The sequence below is a fragment of the Halobacillus litoralis genome (genome assembly GCF_009856445.1).
Lineage (GTDB): Bacteria > Bacillota > Bacilli > Bacillales > Halobacillaceae > Halobacillus > Halobacillus litoralis.
This window is the reverse complement of sequence record NZ_WMFA01000001.1, coordinates 917,201-935,664: the sequence shown is the minus strand read 5'-3', so window position 1 is coordinate 935,664 and position 18,464 is coordinate 917,201. Positions and strand designations below refer to the sequence as shown.

Sequence of the window (18,464 nt, the reverse complement as noted above, 5' to 3'; positions counted from 1 at the left end):
TACAAAAAACCACACAACATTAGTATGATCTAATTATTGTGTGGATCGTCAGCCTCTTCACGAAAGGTGTTATGTATTCTCGCTGTTAAAACGCCATAATTCAGAACGTGAAGTAGAGACTGCAGAAGCACCCGAAGCAAGCGCTTGATCCACTTCTTCCATAGAACGAATCAAGCCTCCTGCAATGACAGGAATGCCGATATGCTCCTTGATCTCTTTTATCATTCCCGGTAAGACCCCTGGTAAAACTTCAACAAAATCGGGAGCCGTTTTACGGATGATCTTCACATTATGTTCAATCGCCTGACTGTCTATTAAAAACAACCGCTGCACAGAAATAAGATGATACTTTTTTGCCTGCTGAATGACATGAGCTCTCGTAGAAATGACCCCATCCGGCTTCACTTCCTGCCCTATGTATTCCATGCCATAATCATCCGCTTTCAAACCTTGAATCAAGTCTACATGCACAAAAACTTTTTTTCCAGCTTTCTGCCCGATTTTGACAAGTTTTCGTAAAAGACCCAACCGGCTTTCCAAAAGGATGATATAATCGGTTTCACTCTCCAACAAAGCTTCAAATTCTTTGATTTTCTTTACTGCAGGCAGAACCGACTGTGTCAACGTCATTTTTCTCCCCCGTTCTGTGTCCGTTCTTCCATCTGTTCTTTCGTATAGATGAGCTGCATCGGGTTTCCTCCGACGAAAGCACCTGCGGGCACATCTTTATGCACCAGCGTACCAGCAGAAACAACGGCGCGGTCGCCGATGGTGACACCAGGAAGAATCGTCGTATTCGCTCCAATCAAAACTTCATCCCCGATCACAACATTACCGAGGCGGTACTCTTCAATCAAATATTCATGAGCAAGAATTGTGGTGTTGTAACCAATGACCGAATTCCGCCCGATCATAATTTTTTCAGGAAACATAATATCGACCATAACCATCAAGGCAAAAGCCGTTTGATCTCCGACCTTCATATGGAGAAAAGTCCGGTACAACCAATTTTTCATAGAAAGAAAAGGGGTGTACCGGGCCATTTGTATAATGATGAAGTTTTTGACCACTTTGAAAAACGGGACCGTCTTATAAATGTGCCAAAGTGAATTGGCTCCTTTGACTGGATAGCGTTCCGTTTTCCTCATAGAGTCATCCTCCTGTGATTTTTAATAGATCGCGCATATTATCAAGCATGTAATCAGGATTCAAGTCATCGAGTACTTTTCTACCTTTAACCGTCCAGGCGACCCCGGCCGTTTTCGTTCCGGCATTCTGCCCTGCTTCAATATCATGCGTATTGTCTCCGACCATCATCGCTTCCGATGCCTGCGAATCCAATTGGTTTAAAGCCTTCACAATCGGCTCCGGATGAGGTTTCGCATTCGTCACATCATCCAATGTAATGATTGTTTCGAATAATCCGTCCAAGTTTGTCAGTTCAAGTCCCATATGAACGGTATTCCTCATTTTGGTTGTCACAATACCTAATTTGTAACCTTGATCCTTCAGCGTCTCAATCGTTTCCACAACGCCCTCGTAGGCTTTCACGTAACGATTATGGTTTTCAATGTTATGTTTGCGATAGGTCTCGACCATTTCTTCCACTTTGTCAGGGTTCACTTTGTGCAGGCTCTCCCGTAAAGGCGGGCCGATAAAGTCGAGAATTTCTTCACGGTCATAAGAACGATCAGAATATTGTTCAATCGTATGGGTAAAGGAAGCGATGATCAATTCGTTGGTATCAATCAATGTTCCATCTAAATCAAAGAGAATGGTACGTATGCTCATTGGATGGGTCCTTTCTTTTCTGTTGTAGTCTGTTCCAAACGAAGCCGACGGCAGCGGTTAACACAATCGCCGTCAATAGACGGATCAAAAGCAGCGGCCATACAGGAATACCGAGCGGAATGAAAATCAGTGTATCCTCAACGACCGCGTGACAGGAAACAAGAAAGAGAATGGCTAAGTACATATCTTTTTTTGAAACGCCGTCCTCTTCCACAGCCTGAATCATTAAGCCGGCACCGTAAGCGAGCCCAATCGTCAGTCCTGCAACCAGGGTCATCGATGTGTTGCGTTCCATCCCAAGAAATCTAGTCGCAGGAGCGACCCAGCCTGAAAAGCGGTCAAGCCAGCCTCTTTCACGTAAATACTGCATGAAAATCATTAATGGAATGACAATCAACGCCAGCTGCACAATTCCCATGAAGGCGGTCTGTACGCCTTGGAAAATAATCTCTGACCATCCATTCGGATCGACTGTCTTCTCGGGAGCAAATCCATATTTCGCCGTTTCTCCTCCGCCTTTCCAAAAAACATTAATGATGGCGGCGGAAACCAAAGCGAGACTTAAGCGGACGCCAGCTACAAACCACCAGCTCACGCCTACCCTTTTAGCCACCGTCGATTCAATCAATAAGTTATGGGAAAAGGAAAGCATCACGGCAAGGATGAACACTTCTTTTACCGTAAACTGAAAAGAGATGATGGCCGCAATGCCCGCGTAAAGATTTAGAAAGTTACCTAAAACAAGAGGAACAGCAGCTTCACCGGAAAGTCCAAGCCACCCCATCAAAGGTTCCAACTTTTCCATAACCCAAGGGAGAACCGGCGTATACTGAAGGATTGTGACAATTAACGTTACGGGAAAAATGACTTTTCCGAGCGTCCACGTCAACTCCAGTCCCTTTTTACTTCCACGCTTTAGAATCCCTTTCATGCTACCTGCTCCCTTATTTTACTTTCTTTCCGTTATAATATTTATTCGCCATGCCATTCTTTCTCCGGTAAATAATCGCAATAACCGCACCAATGACAAGCACGATGGAGATAAATTGTGCTGTACGAATCTCACCGAATAGATAAAGGCTGTCTGTTCTCATGCCCTCAACAAAGAAACGTCCGACAGAATACCAGATGACATAACTTAAGAACACTTCTCCACGACGTGGATTAAATTTGTGGCGCAACACTAACAGCAAAACAAATCCGATGATGTTCCACACAGATTCATATAAGAATGTCGGATGATAGACTGTACCATCGATGCACATTTGCTGGTTGATGAACCCGGGCAAATACTGCATAAAGTTATTATAAAATGATTCGGATACCGGGCCGCCGTGGGCTTCCTGGTTCATAAAGTTTCCCCAGCGTCCAATCGCCTGTCCGAGAATAATACTCGGCGCAGCTATATCCGCCATCATCCAGAAGGACAATCCTTTAATTTTCGTATAAATATAGGCAGTCAGCACGGAACCAATCAGTGCCCCGTGAATGGCGATTCCGCCTTCCCACACGGCAAAAACTTTCCACCATGGTCCACCAACGTAACGATCCCATTCGAAAATGACATAATAAATCCTGGCACACACGATGGCTGCCGGAATTGCAAATACAACGATATCGACCATATAGTCTTTTTTCAAACCGAGACGTTCTGTCTCTCGTGTAGCAATCCAAAGCCCCAGAAAAGCTCCTGTGGCAATAATCAAGCCATACCAGTAAATCGAAAGCGGACCTAATTGGAGGAAGACCGGGTTCAACGGTTCAGGTGTACATGTCATCAGCGGTTCCCTCCTTTATTCTTGCGTTTGGTCTTGATCGATGACTTTTGTCAGACGCTCTGAAAATTCTTCAGCAGCATTGACGCCCATGCGTTTCAAACGGAAGTTCATCGCAGCCACTTCAATAATGACGGCAAGGTTACGACCAGGACGAACAGGAATCGTTGCTTTCGGAACTTGAACATCCATGATCTTCATCGTTTCTTCTTCCAAACCAAGACGGTCGTATTGTTTGTTCTTTTCCCACAATTCAAGGTTGATGACGAGTGTGATCCGTTTATAGCTTCGAACAGCACCCGCACCGAACAATGTCATCACATTGATAATGCCCAGTCCACGAATTTCCAACAGGTGCTCAATCAGCGGAGGGCTGTTTCCGATTAATGTATCATAATCCTCTTGTCGAATCTCCACACTATCATCAGCCACAAGACGATGCCCGCGCTTCACAAGCTCTAGGGCTGTCTCACTTTTACCGACACCACTTTGACCGGTGATCAACACACCAATTCCGTAAATGTCGACAAGCACACCATGGATGGCCGTAAACGGAGCAAACTTGGATTCCAAATAATTCGTCAGCCGACTAATCACTCTCGTCGTTTTATATGGGGACAACATGAGTGGAACGCCCGCCTCATTGGCTGCTTCACTAAGTTCATCAGGGATATCCATTCCCCGGGTAATAACAATTCCAGGTGTCACATCTGTACAAAGCTTTTCCGCTCGCTCTCTTCTTTGTTCTTTTGCCAGTTCATTAAAGTAAGAGAGTTCTGTCTTACCGAGCAGCTGCAGGCGATCTTTCGGATAAAACTTGAAATACCCTGTCATTTCTACGCCAGGACGAGAAATATCACTCATATGTATTTCACGGTGGACGCCGTCAGCACCGGCAACGAGTTCAAGTGCAAATTGTTCTAACAAATCTTGTGTACGGACCTTGCTCATTGTCCATCAACCTCCTCTTTCATCAATCACTGTCCCCTATTGTAGCATGTTTTCAATAAATCTTGGATAGGGAGGTTTTTTAGCAGTATTTCCCTTAAGTGCTCCTCCCTTATCATAGCGGAGTTATTCAACTATCTGGCAGAATTGTGGTATCGAGACTTTTGTTGAGTGGATGGGGCTGCGGGGAATAACTCGCTTTCCGCGGGAGCGCGATGAGCCTCCTCAGGCTTACGCCTTGCGGGGTCTCACCTAGCACTCTTTTCCCGCAGGAGTCTCGCCATTCCCCTCCGCCCCTTTGCTATATCAGAGTCTCGAAACCACTATTTAAAAAATCATCTTGTATGGTTATGAGAAGTGAATGATATAAACTCTACCCCCTTGACGTTTAGCATACGCATATGTTTGATACAACGCACTATATCCGCGCCTAGGGGATAAGAATTGAAACCTTACTTATTAATACAAGTGTTCTAATCACCCATTTCCCGCTACCATTTAAGCTGCCCCTTTAGTAAGGTTTCGAGACACTTATAAGGTAAAGGGGCGGAGGGAAACGGTGAGACTCCTATCCTTTAGTGTGGAGGTGCCTTGATCAGCGGCGTATAGACTGGACTGAGCTGGCGGAGATAAAGGAAACACGGCGAGCGTACCGATTCGATGTTGACTTATCGTACAGAAGCGAGGGAAGTCTCACTAGGCGCTGGAACCGGATAACCAAAAGGATGTGTGGGACAGGTGAGACCCCGGAAGGCATAGCCTGAGGAGGCTCACCGCCCGCCCCATGGAAAGCTTTCAAATGCGGAATCGTCCTGGTAGACACGACTGGCATAAGCAGAACAGCAAAGGAATGAGTTTTTCATTCCTTTGCTGTTCTGCTTATGACGCGAGTGTCTGGACGATGGAGCAAGACGAATCTTTTCCCGGAGCCCCTAGAATCACACGAACATCTCGAACCTGAGTCTTCCTCAATCGGGACCGTTTGTGAGGTAAGGGATGCAATAAAAATACCGTATGAGAAAACTCATACGGTAAAGGGGGGGTTATTTTTTCATATCCTTGATTAAGCTGTTCAACACAAGGTTGATCAGAGATATGATTATAGCGGCGATGATGGTCATACCGAAGCCGTCAATTTCAAAAGTACTGCCCAGGAAAGCATCGGTCAGCCACAAGGTAATGGCGTTGATGATGAACAGGAATAGACCGAGCGATAAAATTGTAATCGGTAAAGTGAGGATCACTAAGACCGGCCTCACGATAGCATTGAGTATCGATAAAATGAATGCCGCCAGCAATGCGCCTCCCACCCCGTCAATGATTACGGAATCAAAGAGTGCTCCAACCGCAATAATGGCGATGGCGTTGACGACAATATGGATCAACCAATTCTTCATAGTTTCATCCTGCCTTTCATGTGTCGTTCATTTTTCAAAGTTTCACAGGAGATTGTACAGTAACTGCCCCTGTCTTCGTCTCCGCTTCTATATGATATGCTTCTTCGAATTGTTCGTACGCTTCGAATTCCAACATTTTGTTGGCAACATCATTTCGGTCTTTCAAAATTTTATAATTATCCAACTCACATTTAATTTGACCGAATTTCGTTCTCAGGACGCCATCCACTTTCTTTTCTGTTGGTAGAGATACTTGTATTCTGCCAGTTGTTGTTTTGTAAAAGCCTGTGTGCGCTTTCGTACCTTTGTGATCGACCGTTATAGCGCTGCTGACTGAAGAAGCATCCGCTTTTCCAATATCTCCTGAAAGTGTAATGGCTCCATTGATCGTATCTGTTTCGCACTCATCAAAAGTGCCTTCCTGCAGGTGGACCTCTCCGTTGCCGGTCTGTATTTTACATGTCATTCCAGAGAGCTGCTTCGCTTGGACGGCTCCATTTGACGTTTTCATCTGGAAGTGATCACTCTTGATATTCTCAAAATCCAAATGACCATTCGTTAATTGTGATTTGATAAATTCATATTTTTTATTCGGAATGTATAAATCTACATTCATTTTTATCTTTTTCGAAGGGCTGGCTATGCGAAGGAGACCATTTTTAATCTCCACCTGGGTTTCATCATGAAATCTTTTCCTCGCCTCTTCCTCTGTTTCCACTTGATAGACTTTGACTTGATAAGAAGCTTTCACATCTTCCTGGTCCCAGGTATGGACTTTTAAAGAGCCGTTGGATATAGAAAGGTCGGCATCATGAAAAGTCTCATTAGGAAGAACCGTATCATCACTGAATTCAACGTATTCTCCAAAAGTTAAATCGAAGTCTGCATTTTTAATTTTCTCCATGGCGTCATCCAGGAAATTTCTAATTCCATACTTCGAAGATTTCTCGCGCTGCTCTGATTCCTTCGAAGAAGGTTCTTCTACAGCTTCTAATAATTTCGCACCTTCTTCTGCGGAAATAGTGCCTTTTTCAATCATTTGTAGAATTTTCATACGTTCTTCGTTCATAAGATCAGCTCCTTTTTATCTCTTACGTTTTTCCCTATTGAAAGGGTTCAAAAACTAAAAAACACCTGAGAAAACTTGGTTCGTTTCTCAGGTGTCCGGTCTCATTGGAAGTTATACTTGTAAAATCGTTCTGTTTTCAACCGCTCTAATTGCTCAGCAGTCTGATCATTATTTTCAATCAAGCTCATCATCCCATCAGCCTGAGAGAGGTGGGCTTTGATAGCCGCCAATTTCCTTTCCCAGTAAGGGCGTACATCTGTGATGATCTCCGGCTTTCCTAAATCTTGTTCGGCATCATTGGAAATCGCATGCATCCACACTTGCGGACGTTTCTCCTCCGAAATGTTTGTAACAGCCTCAATCACTGCTGCTCCGAGCGCATCATGATCCGGATGAACAGCATATCCAGGATAATGCGTAATAACAATGGTAGCTCCTAATGATTCGATACGTTCCTGCAAATGCTCAGCCACTTGCTGCCTAGGCTCAAATTCCAATGTTTTATCCCTATAGCCAAGCATTTCAACATCTATATCCAACTGTTTCGCTGCTTCAGCCAACTCCTTTTTCCGAAAAGAAGAGAGCGTCTCACGATTAGCGAATACAGGATTCCCCATGTTTCGGCCCATCTCCCCAAGCGTACCGCACAGGTAAGTTACCGGTACGCCTTCGTCACGGAACTTAGATATCGTTCCGGAGGCTCCGAACGATTCATCATCCGGATGCGGGAAGATGACCACCACTTTTTCATTACTCATCAGGATCCGCCTCATGTGAAAAAGGGGTCTCGCTGATTTCAAGAGCAACCATTAAACGGCCTTCACGGTCATGACCGGCCATGAGCAGGCGATCCTTCTCATCCACTTCGAAATCTGTCAAACCTTCGGCATAAACCCAGCCCAGGTCAAGTTTGAGACCTACGCGGTAGGACCCTCCCGTGCTGACAATTTTTCCGTGTTGATAAGTGACTTGTGCGTTTCGGATGAAAGCTCCTACGTTGTAGGCATTTTCATCGAAGTGACTTGCATAAGCCCCGTTTGTCGTTTCTAAGTGTACATAAACTTCTTTATTCGCTAGTTGGTCAATTTTTTCTTGAACAACTTTTTGTTGAATGGCATCCACTCGTATTCCTCCCGTCAAACGATTCTTGTTTAACGATACTCAATTTAGAGACAAGCGTCAAAACATCTACTTGTTCCCTACGGTTTCACGCGCGTTCATTTTCTTATCCATCCGCGCTCTGTCGCGTTCAAGAACCGGTTTTAAATAGCGTCCCGTGTAAGAAATCTCCTGCTCTGATACATGTTCCGGAGTGCCGCTTGCAATAATGCGTCCTCCGTTTTCTCCACCTTCTGGTCCGAGGTCAATGATATGATCGGCTTCTTTAATGACATCAAGATTATGCTCAATGATCAAGACCGAATCCCCATTGTCTACAAGTCGTTGCAACACCTTCAATAACCTTGATATGTCATCGACATGCAGTCCGGTTGTCGGCTCGTCCAAAATGTAAAAGGACTTTCCATTCGAGCGGCGGTGAAGTTCACTTGCGAGCTTCACACGCTGGGCCTCTCCTCCCGACAAAGTAGTGGCGGGCTGGCCGAGTTTGATATATTCCAGGCCTACATCAGCGACCGTTTGCAGCTTGCGTTTGATCTTAGGAATGTTAGCAAAGAAATCAAGCGCTTCTTCAATCGTCATTCCCAAAACATCGGCAATGCTCTTGCCCTTATACTTCACTTCCAGGGTTTCACGGTTATATCTTTTCCCATCACAAACTTCACAAGGGACATAAACGTCTGGGAGGAAGTGCATTTCAATCTTGATGATTCCATCCCCACGGCAGGCTTCACATCGCCCACCTTTTACGTTGAAACTGAACCGGCCTTTTTTATATCCTCTGATTTTCGCTTCGTTCGTTTGCGCGAATACGTCACGGATATCATCAAACACACCCGTATAAGTAGCCGGGTTGGAACGTGGAGTACGGCCGATCGGAGATTGATCGATATCAATCACTTTATCCAGATGTTCCATACCTTCAATCGTCTGATGCTTTCCTGGTTTTTGCTTGCCATTGTGAAGCTTCATAGAAAGGGACTTGTACAAGATCTCGTTAATAAGTGTACTTTTACCGGAACCGGAAACTCCTGTTACGGCAGTGAACACTCCAAGCGGGATTTCTGCATCCACTTTTTTAAGGTTGTTCTCTTCGGCTCCTTTAATTCGCAGGAAGCGGTCATCGGCCTTCCGGCGTTCCGCTGGAAGAGGAATGAACTTTTTGCCTGAAAGATATTGACCTGTCAAAGATTTACGACTTTTCATCACCTGTTTAGGAGTTCCCTGAGTGACTATATCTCCCCCGTGAGCCCCGGCTCCCGGGCCGATGTCAATCAAATAATCCGCTGCCAGCATCGTATCTTCATCATGCTCGACGACAATCAACGTATTATCAAGATCGCGCATCCGCTTCAGTGTATTGATTAATCGGTCATTGTCCCGCTGGTGAAGACCGATGGAAGGCTCATCGAGTACATATAAAACGCCGGTAAGGGCTGAACCGATTTGAGTGGCCAGACGAATACGCTGAGCCTCACCACCGGATAGGGTCCCTGCCGACCGAGAAAGGGTTAAATAATCAAGCCCCACATTCGCGAGGAAGCTGAGGCGTTCACAGATTTCTTTCAGGATCATCCGGGCAATCGTTTCTTCTTTCTCCGTCAACTCAAGAGCTTCGAAGAACTCTTTCGCTTCAGTCACAGAATAATCAGTCGTGATCCCGATATGCTTTCCATCGATTAAGACCGCGAGCGCTTCTTCATTCAGACGATTTCCTTTACATTTTGGACACGGCTTTTGAGCCATGTATTTTTCCATCTGTTCACGGATGTAATCCGAGCTCGTTTCACGGCATCGACGAGCAATGTTCGGAATGACACCCTCGAAGAAAATATCGTTCTCACGTACTTTTCCGAAGTCATTTTCATAGCGGAAGTAGATTTTATCTTCCCCGCTGCCATAAAGTACTTTTTCTTTATGTTCTTCCGGCAGGTCACGGAATGGTTTATCCATATCAATGCCGTAATGATCGGAAACACTTTTCAGAAGCTGTGGATAGTATTGAGAACTTTGTGGCTCCCATGCAGCAATCGCATGCTCATTCAAAGAGCGGCCCCAATCCGGGATAACCAGGTCAATGTCCACTTCAAGCTGTGTTCCTAAACCGTCACACCGGTTACAAGCTCCATAAGGGCTGTTGAATGAAAACATTCTTGGCTCTAATTCACTGACAGAGAACCCACAGATTGGACAAGCATGGTGTTCACTGAACATCAGCTCTTCTTCTCCGATTACATCCACAATGGTATGGCCGCCGCCAAGTTTAAGCGCTGTTTCAATAGAGTCAGATAGTCGGCCTTCCACACCATCTTTCACGACGATTCGGTCGATGACGACCTCAATCGAGTGCTTTTTATTTTTTTCGAGATTTATTTCCTCGGAAATTTCGCGCATTTCCCCATTGACACGAAGGCGGATATAACCTTCCTTCTGGAGCTGCTCAAAGACTTTGGCGTGTTCACCTTTCCTACCAGAAACCACAGGGGCAAGGATTTGGAGTTTCGTCCTTTCTGGATACTCCATCACCCGGTCAACCATCTGCTGAACCGTTTGTGAACTGATTTCCACGCCATGCTTCGGACAGGTCGGACGACCTATACGTGCGAACAACAAGCGCAGGTAGTCATAGATTTCTGTTACCGTACCTACGGTTGAACGGGGGTTTCGACTCGTTGTTTTTTGATCGATCGAGATTGCCGGGGACAAGCCTTCGATGGAATCCACATCGGGCTTGTCCATTTGGCCTAAAAATTGTCGGGCATAGGCACTTAATGATTCAACGTACCGTCTTTGTCCTTCCGCATAAATCGTATCGAAGGCCAAAGAAGACTTCCCCGAACCGGACAAACCGGTCATGACGACCAGTTTGTTTTTCGGGATGTCGATATCGATATTTTTCAAGTTGTGAGCACGTGCTCCTCTAATACTGATATGTTTGCTGACCATACTCTTCTCATCCCTCCGCTTTTAATTCCAACAGCACATCACGCAGTTCGGCTGCCCGTTCGAAATCGAGGTCGCGTGCGGCTTGTTTCATTTCGGTTTCCAAATTGTCGATCATTTCCAGACGTTCTTTCTTCGTCATTTCTGAAGGCTTCTTACCTGTATCATATCCAGCTTCGTCTTCGGCAACGTTCGTCGCTTTAATGACGTCACGCACTTCCTTCTTGATCGTTTTTGGTGTGACACCATGCTCTTCGTTATAAGCGATTTGTTTTTCACGGCGTCGGTAAGTTTCATCAATCGCAAACTGCATGGATTTTGTCATCTTATCCGCATACATAATCACTCGACCGTTTTCATTACGTGCCGCTCGACCAATCGTCTGGATAAGGGAGCGATCGGAACGTAGGAATCCTTCTTTGTCCGCATCCAGGATGGTGACGAGGGAAACTTCCGGAATGTCCAGCCCTTCACGAAGCAGGTTAATTCCTACAATAACATCGTATTTACCGACCCTGAGGTCACGTATGATTTCAATGCGTTCCAGTGTCTTGATTTCCGAGTGTAAATAAGCAACCTTAATCCCTAAGTCTTTAAGGTAAGCGGTCAGATCCTCAGACATTTTCTTCGTTAATGTCGTCACGAGGACGCGTTCATTCTTATCTTTTCGTTTATTGATTTCCCCGACAAGGTCATCAATCTGACCATGAATCGGACGGACGTCAATTTCAGGATCCAGCAGTCCGGTCGGTCGAATGATTTGTTCAATCATTTTCGGTGTATGCTCGATTTCATAAGGACCCGGGGTCGCAGAAACATAAGCAATCTGATTGATATGTTTTTCGAATTCAGGAAACATGAGCGGCCGGTTATCCATGGCTGAAGGCAGTCGGAAACCATGGTCCACCAGTACTTGTTTCCGTGCTCGGTCCCCGTTGTACATCCCCCTTACCTGAGGAAGAGTAACGTGTGACTCATCCACCATCATGAGGAAATCATCAGGAAAATAATCAAGCAGGGTATAAGGTGTGGCCCCTTCTTCTCTGAATGTCAGGTGTCTCGAATAGTTTTCGATTCCGGAACAGAAGCCCATTTCATTCATCATTTCGAGATCATAATTCGTCCGTTGTTCAAGGCGCTGGGCTTCCAGTAATTTATCTTGATCACGCAATTCCTTCAGACGGAATTCCAATTCTTTTTCTATATTTTTAATCGCTTTTTTCAATTTTTCTTCACGGGTGACGAAGTGTGATGCCGGGAATATCGCGACGTGGTCCCGATCACCGATCACTTCTCCAGTCAAAACATCGACTTCGCGGATGCGGTCGATTTCGTCTCCGAAAAATTCTACACGCATGGCATGTTCTTCTCTCGAGGCGGGGATGATTTCAACTGAATCCCCACGAACCCGGAATGTACCGCGCTGAAAATCGATATCATTCCTTGCATACTGGATATCTACAAGATTTCTTAATAACTCGTCACGGTCTTTTTCCATTCCCGATCTTATAGATAGCACCTGACTGCGGTATTCGTCGGGAGAACCGAGACCATAGATACAAGAAACACTAGCAACGATGATGACATCGTTCCGCTCAAAAAGAGCAGAGGTCGCTGAGTGACGTAATTTATCAATCTCATCATTGATGCTCGCATCTTTTTCGATAAACGTATCTGACGAAGGCACATAAGCTTCCGGCTGATAATAGTCATAGTAACTGACGAAATACTCGACAGCATTGTTCGGGAAAAACTCTTTGAACTCACTATATAACTGTCCAGCAAGCGTTTTGTTATGGGCGATGATCAGTGTCGGTTTATTCACCCGCTCAATGACATTGGACATCGTAAATGTCTTACCTGTACCTGTGGCCCCGAGCAATGTCTGATGCTTATCTCCTCGTTCAATTCCTTGAACAAGTTCTTCAATCGCTCGCGGTTGATCCCCTTGAGGTGAATACTGTGAAACTAATTCAAACTTCTCCTCCACGACGAAAACCTCCGTTCATTGTCTATACTCGTACTTTTTAGTTTACCACAACAGTTTACCATTCTAACATCGAACGAACAAACATTCGCATCCAAGTCGGCGCTGACAATTAATGGATGACCTGGTGTGGAATTATATTCCACACCAGGTCATCCAGTTTATCCCATTTCAATAATAAAAAGAAGCACTTTGCTTTTACGCAAAGTGCTTCGCTTATTAGGAATTCAACGTTTGGTTGTATTCGTTCACTTCGAACAGGTCGGTCAGTTCGATATCTGGATTTTTATCTTTGAACCAACGTAGAGAGAAGTCGTTTTTAAAGAGGACAAGCGGGTTGCCTTCGCGATCTTCTGCAAGCATGTTTCGTTCATCAAACAGCGATTCATCGACCTGGTCTTCCTGCAGCCAGCGAGGAATACGCTCACCTAGAGGTGTCAACTCAATGTCTACGTTGTACTCGTTCTTCATACGGTATTCAAAGACTTCGTATTGAAGCTCACCAACCGCTCCGATGATATAGTCTTCGAAACGATAGCGTTTGAACAACTGGATGGCGCCCTCTTGCACAAGCTGTTCCAACCCTTTTCTGAACTGCTTGGATTTCATGACGTTCTTCGCCGTTACTTTCTTAAATAGTTCAGGTGGGAATTGTGGAAGCTCATCGTACTCGAAGTTGGATTTACCAGTTACGATCGTATCTCCGATTCGGTAGACGTTCGGATCATAGATTCCGATAATATCCCCGGCATACCCTTCCTCTACGGTTCCACGGGAAGAAGCCACAAATTGCTGGGATTGAGCAAGCTTGAACGTTTTTCCTGTACGGGAGAGCGTCACGTTCATCCCACGCTCAAACTTTCCGGAGCATATTCTAACAAAAGCAATCCGGTCGCGGTGCTGCGGATTCATGTTCGCCTGAATTTTAAAGATGAAACCAGAGAATTCTTCATGATCTGGAGAAACAATACCTTCTGTCGATTTTCTTGGTGCCGGTTCAGGGGCCATATCAATGAATGAATTGAAGAAAGTTTCCACCCCGAATGGAGCAAGAGCACTTCCGAAGAAGACAGGCGTCTGATCGCCGCGCATCACTTTTTCCATATCGAAGGTATCTCCAGCTTCAGCGACCATTTCCATTTCCTCTTCCGATTCCTGGAACGTGGCATTCTCCGTCAACTCAGGGTGCTGGTCAAGTTCGCTGTAAGGAATATATTCTTCTGCCTCGTTCCCTGTGTAATGAACAAATTGTTCATTTTCACGGTCGAAAACGCCTAAGAAGCGCTTGCCCATACCTGCCGGCCAGGTCATTGGATACGTTTCGATGTTTAGGGTTTCTTCAATTTCTTCCATCAATTCCAACGGCTCACGGCCTTCGCGGTCCATTTTGTTGATAAAAGTGAAGATCGGGATGCCGCGCATTTTACAAACTTTAAAGAGCTTGAGCGTCTGCGCCTCAATCCCTTTTGTGCCATCAATAACCATGACAACACTGTCGACAGCCGTCAATGTGCGGTACGTGTCTTCACTGAAGTCTTCGTGTCCGGGTGTATCTAAAATATTTACTTGGTAATCTTTGTAAGGGAAGTTCATCACACTGGACGTGACAGAAATTCCACGCTGTTTTTCAATTTCCATCCAGTCGGATGTGGCAAACTTACCAGACTTTTTCCCTTTGACCGTACCTGCAGAGCGGATCAAGTTTCCGAATAACAGCATTTTCTCCGTCATCGTTGTTTTACCGGCGTCCGGGTGGGAGATAATAGCAAACGTACGGCGCTTTTTCATTTCATCTTGTATTTGACTCATCGTGATATCCTCCGTTTATTAAGAATTTCAATACATTAGGCTGGGTAGGATATACGTTTTACATTGGCAGATTCACTCCATAAAAAAAGCGCTCACACACTCAAGCGCCTTCGTCGAATTTTTTGATTATACTTTGAAAGTTAGCATAACCCACCTGTAAAATCAATCACAAATACGAACACCTTCCAAATATTGGTGTACCAGGTCATCCAGATTATGGATAACCCAGCCTTCCACTTCTTCCTAAACCCTCTCATTCTCTTTGGGTGTTGAAACCTGTTATAATAGGAAAAAAACGATAGTAAGGATGCCAGTTATGCAGAGTTACTTATTACAACCGAACGATATAAAGAAAATCACTGGTCAGACTTTTTACACACGCGGAAAGCAATATTTCGACCGGGGGAAAGTGTACGGCCTTTCTCATAATAGCGCGATCCGTTCATGGCGGGCGGTCGTTGCAGGTACACACGACTATGAAGTGCGTGTCTTCTTTTTTGAGGACGAAGATGTGGAAGCGACGTGCGAATGTGCGGCTTATTCCACCTATTATACCTGCAAACATATTGCTGCCGTCCTGATTGCCATCCGGGAAAAGACATTAGAGGATCTGGCACCGAAACTAGCAGAAAAGGGGCGGAAATCGCAGTCCGGTTTGACGAACCAGGACCGGATGTTTGCGGTCAGCTTGTTCGAAGCGTTCAGACAGCGTCAGGAAAATCGTGGCGGGGAGGATTTGAAGAAGCCTCTTCAAATCCAATATTACCTTCACCTTCAATCCATTCTCGGTTCTAAGAGTCTCGGCTTGGAAATGAAGCTCGGGGAAAACTATCCCTATGTGATTAAAAATATTCGCGAGCTGCTTGATCATATCCGCAAAAATCAAGCGTACCGCATTACTAAGAAGTTCACGTACGACCCGGCAGAACACTCCTTTTCTGCTGATGACAAAGAAATTTTAAGGCTTTTACAGCTTGCCTACGAACAAGAGCAATTTTATGAGCAGCAGTGGAATTCGGCCGAACCAAAAGTATTAAAAATTTCTCCCACACTTGCTGACCAACTGCTCCCTCTTTTAGAAAAGCAGCAGACAGAGGTCATGGAACGCGGGGAAAACGTGGGAATCATCCGTTTCGAAGAGGAGTTCCCTGACCTTTCTTTTTACGTTTCTGAAGAACGAGGCCACTTTCATATGCACATGAACCATTTGAAAGATTACGATTACCTGTCGGATTACCACCTTCTTTATAAGCAAGGAACTTTTTATCCCGTCGATGCTAAGCAGGAGGAAGTTATTCAAACGCTTTACACCATCCTTCCTTACAATTCCAATGGCAGCCACACCGTAAGCCATCATGATATGGAAGGGATTGTATCGTATGTCCTTCCTGAACTTGAAACCATAGCAGATGTCCAGCTTGATCGCTCCGCTCAGGAAAAAATTGTGCAGGAGTCGCTCGTTGCTAAAACCTATTTGGATTTTCAACAGTGGACACTCACGCTTGATGTGAACTTTCAATATGGTGACTTGACCATCGATCCCTTCAATGAACAGCCATTGAGCAATCAAACCATTGTCAGACGGGATCGACAGACAGAGCAGGAAATCATGCAGATCATTGAACTTGCCGAGTTCAAATTTGATGGAGAAATGGTCTATATAGAGGACGAAGACAAGCTTGATCAATTCCTTTATCACTACTTACCAAAGCTGAAAGAACATAGTGACGTTTACTTGTCGTCTTCGGTCCGTTCTCTTGTAGAAGATCGCCCCCTTGAACTGCAGACGTCGGTTGAACTGGAGAGCGACGGCAATTGGCTCGATATCAATTTTACTATCGAGGGCATTAGTGATGACGATGTTACAGAAGCACTTAAAGCCGTCATTGAACGGAAAAAGTATTACCGCCTGTCTGATGGTGCGCTCATGGCTTTAACCAGTGAATCCTTCGATCGTTTTCAAAAACTCGTCGATGATCTTGACTTAAGCACGAAAGATTTAGAAGACAACCATTTTCAAGTCTCAACAGCACGAAGCTTGCAGGTGGAAGATGCGCTGAATCCAAGTGAAGCAGAAAGAAATCAGCTTTTCCAAGAGCTTGTCGATCGGCTGAAATCACCTCAATCCTTTGAAATTGATCCACCGGAAGGTCTGCAGGCTGACTTACGCCCCTACCAATTGACCGGCTTCCGCTGGATGAAGATGCTCAGCCATTACGGCTTAGGCGGGGTACTCGCGGATGATATGGGGTTAGGGAAAACCATTCAAACGATTACTTTCCTGCTGGATGAAAAGTTGAAAGGGAAGATGACTGACCCAGCCATCATCATTGCTCCTGCCTCTCTTGTGTACAACTGGAAAAAGGAACTCGAGAAATTTGCTCCGCAATTGTCAGTGCAGATTTTGACCGGAGATCCTTCAGCGAGGCAGGAAGCGCTGAACGAAGCGGCAGCTAAGGATGTTTGGATTACCTCTTATCCATTGCTCAGGCAGGACATCACTTCCTATGAAGAGCAAAAGTTTCACGCGATGGTCCTTGATGAATCCCAGGCGATTAAAAATGAAACGACGAAAACAGCTGTAGCCGTTCGATCAATTAAATCGAGACACCGTTTCGCCTTAAGTGGCACACCTATTGAGAATTCGCTGCAGGAACTCTGGTCACTGTTCCGTACAATCATGCCAGGATTTTTCACCAGTAAGAAAAAGTTTTTGCAGTTGAAGCCGGAAAAAATCTCTCTGATGACGCGACCTTTCATCTTACGCCGGATGAAAACAGAAGTGCTCGATGAGCTGCCAGATAAGATTGATACGGTCCAATATTCAGAGCTGACACGGGAACAGAAAGAAGTGTACCTAGCGTACTTGGAGCGGATTCAAAACGACATCCAGGAGACGATTGCAACGAAGGGAATCCAGCGAGGCAAGCTTGAAATTCTTGCTGGGCTTACGAGACTGCGTCAAATTTGCTGTCACCCCGGTCTGTTCCTTGAGAACTACGAAGGACAGTCCGGAAAGCTTGAACAGTTGAAAGAACTGACGCGTGAGCTGAAAGAAAGTGGGCACCGACTGCTGATCTTCTCTCAGTTTTCAAGCATGCTGACCAAGATGCACGATGAACTGGCCAAAGATGGCTTACAGGCCTTCTACTTAGATGGCAGCACCAAATCAGAAAAACGAATGGAGATGGTCGAAGCTTTCAACGAAGGGGAAAAAGATGCGTTTTTCATCTCCCTGAAAGCGGGAGGAACCGGTCTGAACCTCACAGGCGCAGACACCGTCATCCTCTACGACCTCTGGTGGAACCCGGCCATCGAAGAACAGGCGGCCGGCCGTGCACACCGTATCGGCCAGGAAAAAGTCGTGCAGGTCATCCGAATGATATCCGAAGGGACAATCGAAGAGCGTATTTATCAACTTCAACAAAAGAAACGCGATCTCGTTGACCAAATTATCCAACCGGGCGAATCCATGCTGACTTCCCTGAGCGAAGAAGAAATCAAACAACTCTTCCAATAAAGAGCCGTTCCCAAACGGCTCTTTTTCTTTTGCTTATTTTTCAATTGGTATTTTCTGTATGACCTGGTCTGGAACAAAGTTCCAGACCAGGTCATACAGAAATTTC

14 protein-coding genes are annotated in these 18,464 nt (G+C 45.3%); 1 reads left to right on the top strand and 13 read right to left on the bottom strand.

Translation table 11 applies throughout. The features are described 5' to 3' along the window. Window positions 1-69: 69 nt before the first annotated feature. The 13 genes from GLW00_RS04250 to GLW00_RS04190 all read right to left on the bottom strand — a co-directional run bounded on the left by GLW00_RS04250 (window position 70) and on the right by GLW00_RS04190 (window position 14,838). Window positions 70-630, bottom strand: a complete 561-nt coding sequence (locus tag GLW00_RS04250) for a glycerol-3-phosphate responsive antiterminator (protein ID WP_160911501.1) — start codon at window positions 628-630, stop codon at window positions 70-72. Next, window positions 627-1,148, bottom strand: coding sequence for an acyltransferase (locus GLW00_RS04245; protein WP_160911499.1), 522 nt, complete (start codon window positions 1,146-1,148; stop codon window positions 627-629). The genes GLW00_RS04250 and GLW00_RS04245 overlap by 4 nt, the downstream gene beginning before the upstream one ends. A 4-nt stretch (window positions 1,149-1,152) precedes the next feature. After that, window positions 1,153-1,791, bottom strand: a complete 639-nt coding sequence (gene ppaX, locus GLW00_RS04240) for a pyrophosphatase PpaX (protein WP_160911497.1) — start codon at window positions 1,789-1,791, stop codon at window positions 1,153-1,155. Then, window positions 1,766-2,722 carry a nucleoside recognition domain-containing protein gene (locus GLW00_RS04235; RefSeq protein ID WP_160911495.1) on the bottom strand — a complete coding sequence of 319 codons (957 nt, stop codon included), beginning with the start codon at window positions 2,720-2,722 and terminating at the stop codon, window positions 1,766-1,768. Before GLW00_RS04235 ends, ppaX begins: the two co-directional genes overlap by 26 nt. Before the next feature lie 13 nt (window positions 2,723-2,735). Next, the gene (gene lgt / locus GLW00_RS04230) at window positions 2,736-3,569 is read right to left on the bottom strand and encodes a prolipoprotein diacylglyceryl transferase (RefSeq protein ID WP_160911493.1); all 834 of its coding nucleotides are present in this window, start codon (window positions 3,567-3,569) and stop codon (window positions 2,736-2,738) included. Window positions 3,570-3,584: 15 nt separating this feature from the next. Further along, a complete protein-coding gene (hprK, locus tag GLW00_RS04225) occupies window positions 3,585-4,517 on the bottom strand; it encodes an HPr(Ser) kinase/phosphatase (protein WP_160911491.1) in 933 nt (310 codons plus the stop codon). Window positions 4,518-5,557: 1,040 nt separating this feature from the next. Continuing rightward, window positions 5,558-5,911, bottom strand: a complete 354-nt coding sequence (locus tag GLW00_RS04220) for a phage holin family protein (RefSeq protein WP_160911489.1) — start codon at window positions 5,909-5,911, stop codon at window positions 5,558-5,560. Window positions 5,912-5,945: 34 nt separating this feature from the next. Beyond that, the gene (locus GLW00_RS04215) at window positions 5,946-6,980 is read right to left on the bottom strand and encodes a DUF4097 family beta strand repeat-containing protein (protein WP_160911487.1); all 1,035 of its coding nucleotides are present in this window, start codon (window positions 6,978-6,980) and stop codon (window positions 5,946-5,948) included. Between the two features lie 101 nt (window positions 6,981-7,081). Continuing rightward, window positions 7,082-7,738 carry a bacillithiol biosynthesis deacetylase BshB2 gene (gene bshB2 / locus GLW00_RS04210; protein ID WP_160911485.1) on the bottom strand — a complete coding sequence of 219 codons (657 nt, stop codon included), beginning with the start codon at window positions 7,736-7,738 and terminating at the stop codon, window positions 7,082-7,084. Further along, entirely contained in the window at window positions 7,731-8,102 is a 372-nt protein-coding gene (locus GLW00_RS04205) for a YojF family protein (RefSeq protein ID WP_160911483.1), read from the bottom strand. The genes bshB2 and GLW00_RS04205 overlap by 8 nt, the downstream gene beginning before the upstream one ends. 66 nt (window positions 8,103-8,168) lie before the next feature. Next, a complete protein-coding gene (uvrA, locus tag GLW00_RS04200) occupies window positions 8,169-11,045 on the bottom strand; it encodes an excinuclease ABC subunit UvrA (protein WP_160911481.1) in 2,877 nt (958 codons plus the stop codon). A 7-nt stretch (window positions 11,046-11,052) separates the two neighbouring features. Then, window positions 11,053-13,032 carry an excinuclease ABC subunit UvrB gene (uvrB, locus tag GLW00_RS04195; RefSeq protein WP_160911479.1) on the bottom strand — a complete coding sequence of 660 codons (1,980 nt, stop codon included), beginning with the start codon at window positions 13,030-13,032 and terminating at the stop codon, window positions 11,053-11,055. Window positions 13,033-13,248: 216 nt separating this feature from the next. Then, window positions 13,249-14,838, bottom strand: a complete 1,590-nt coding sequence (locus GLW00_RS04190) for a peptide chain release factor 3 (RefSeq protein WP_160911478.1) — start codon at window positions 14,836-14,838, stop codon at window positions 13,249-13,251. Between the two features lie 316 nt (window positions 14,839-15,154). On the opposite strand from GLW00_RS04190, the gene GLW00_RS04185 reads away from it, so the two are divergent. Continuing rightward, window positions 15,155-18,358, top strand: coding sequence for a DEAD/DEAH box helicase (locus GLW00_RS04185; RefSeq protein WP_160911476.1), 3,204 nt, complete (start codon window positions 15,155-15,157; stop codon window positions 18,356-18,358). The last annotated feature ends 106 nt before the right edge of the window (window positions 18,359-18,464 follow it).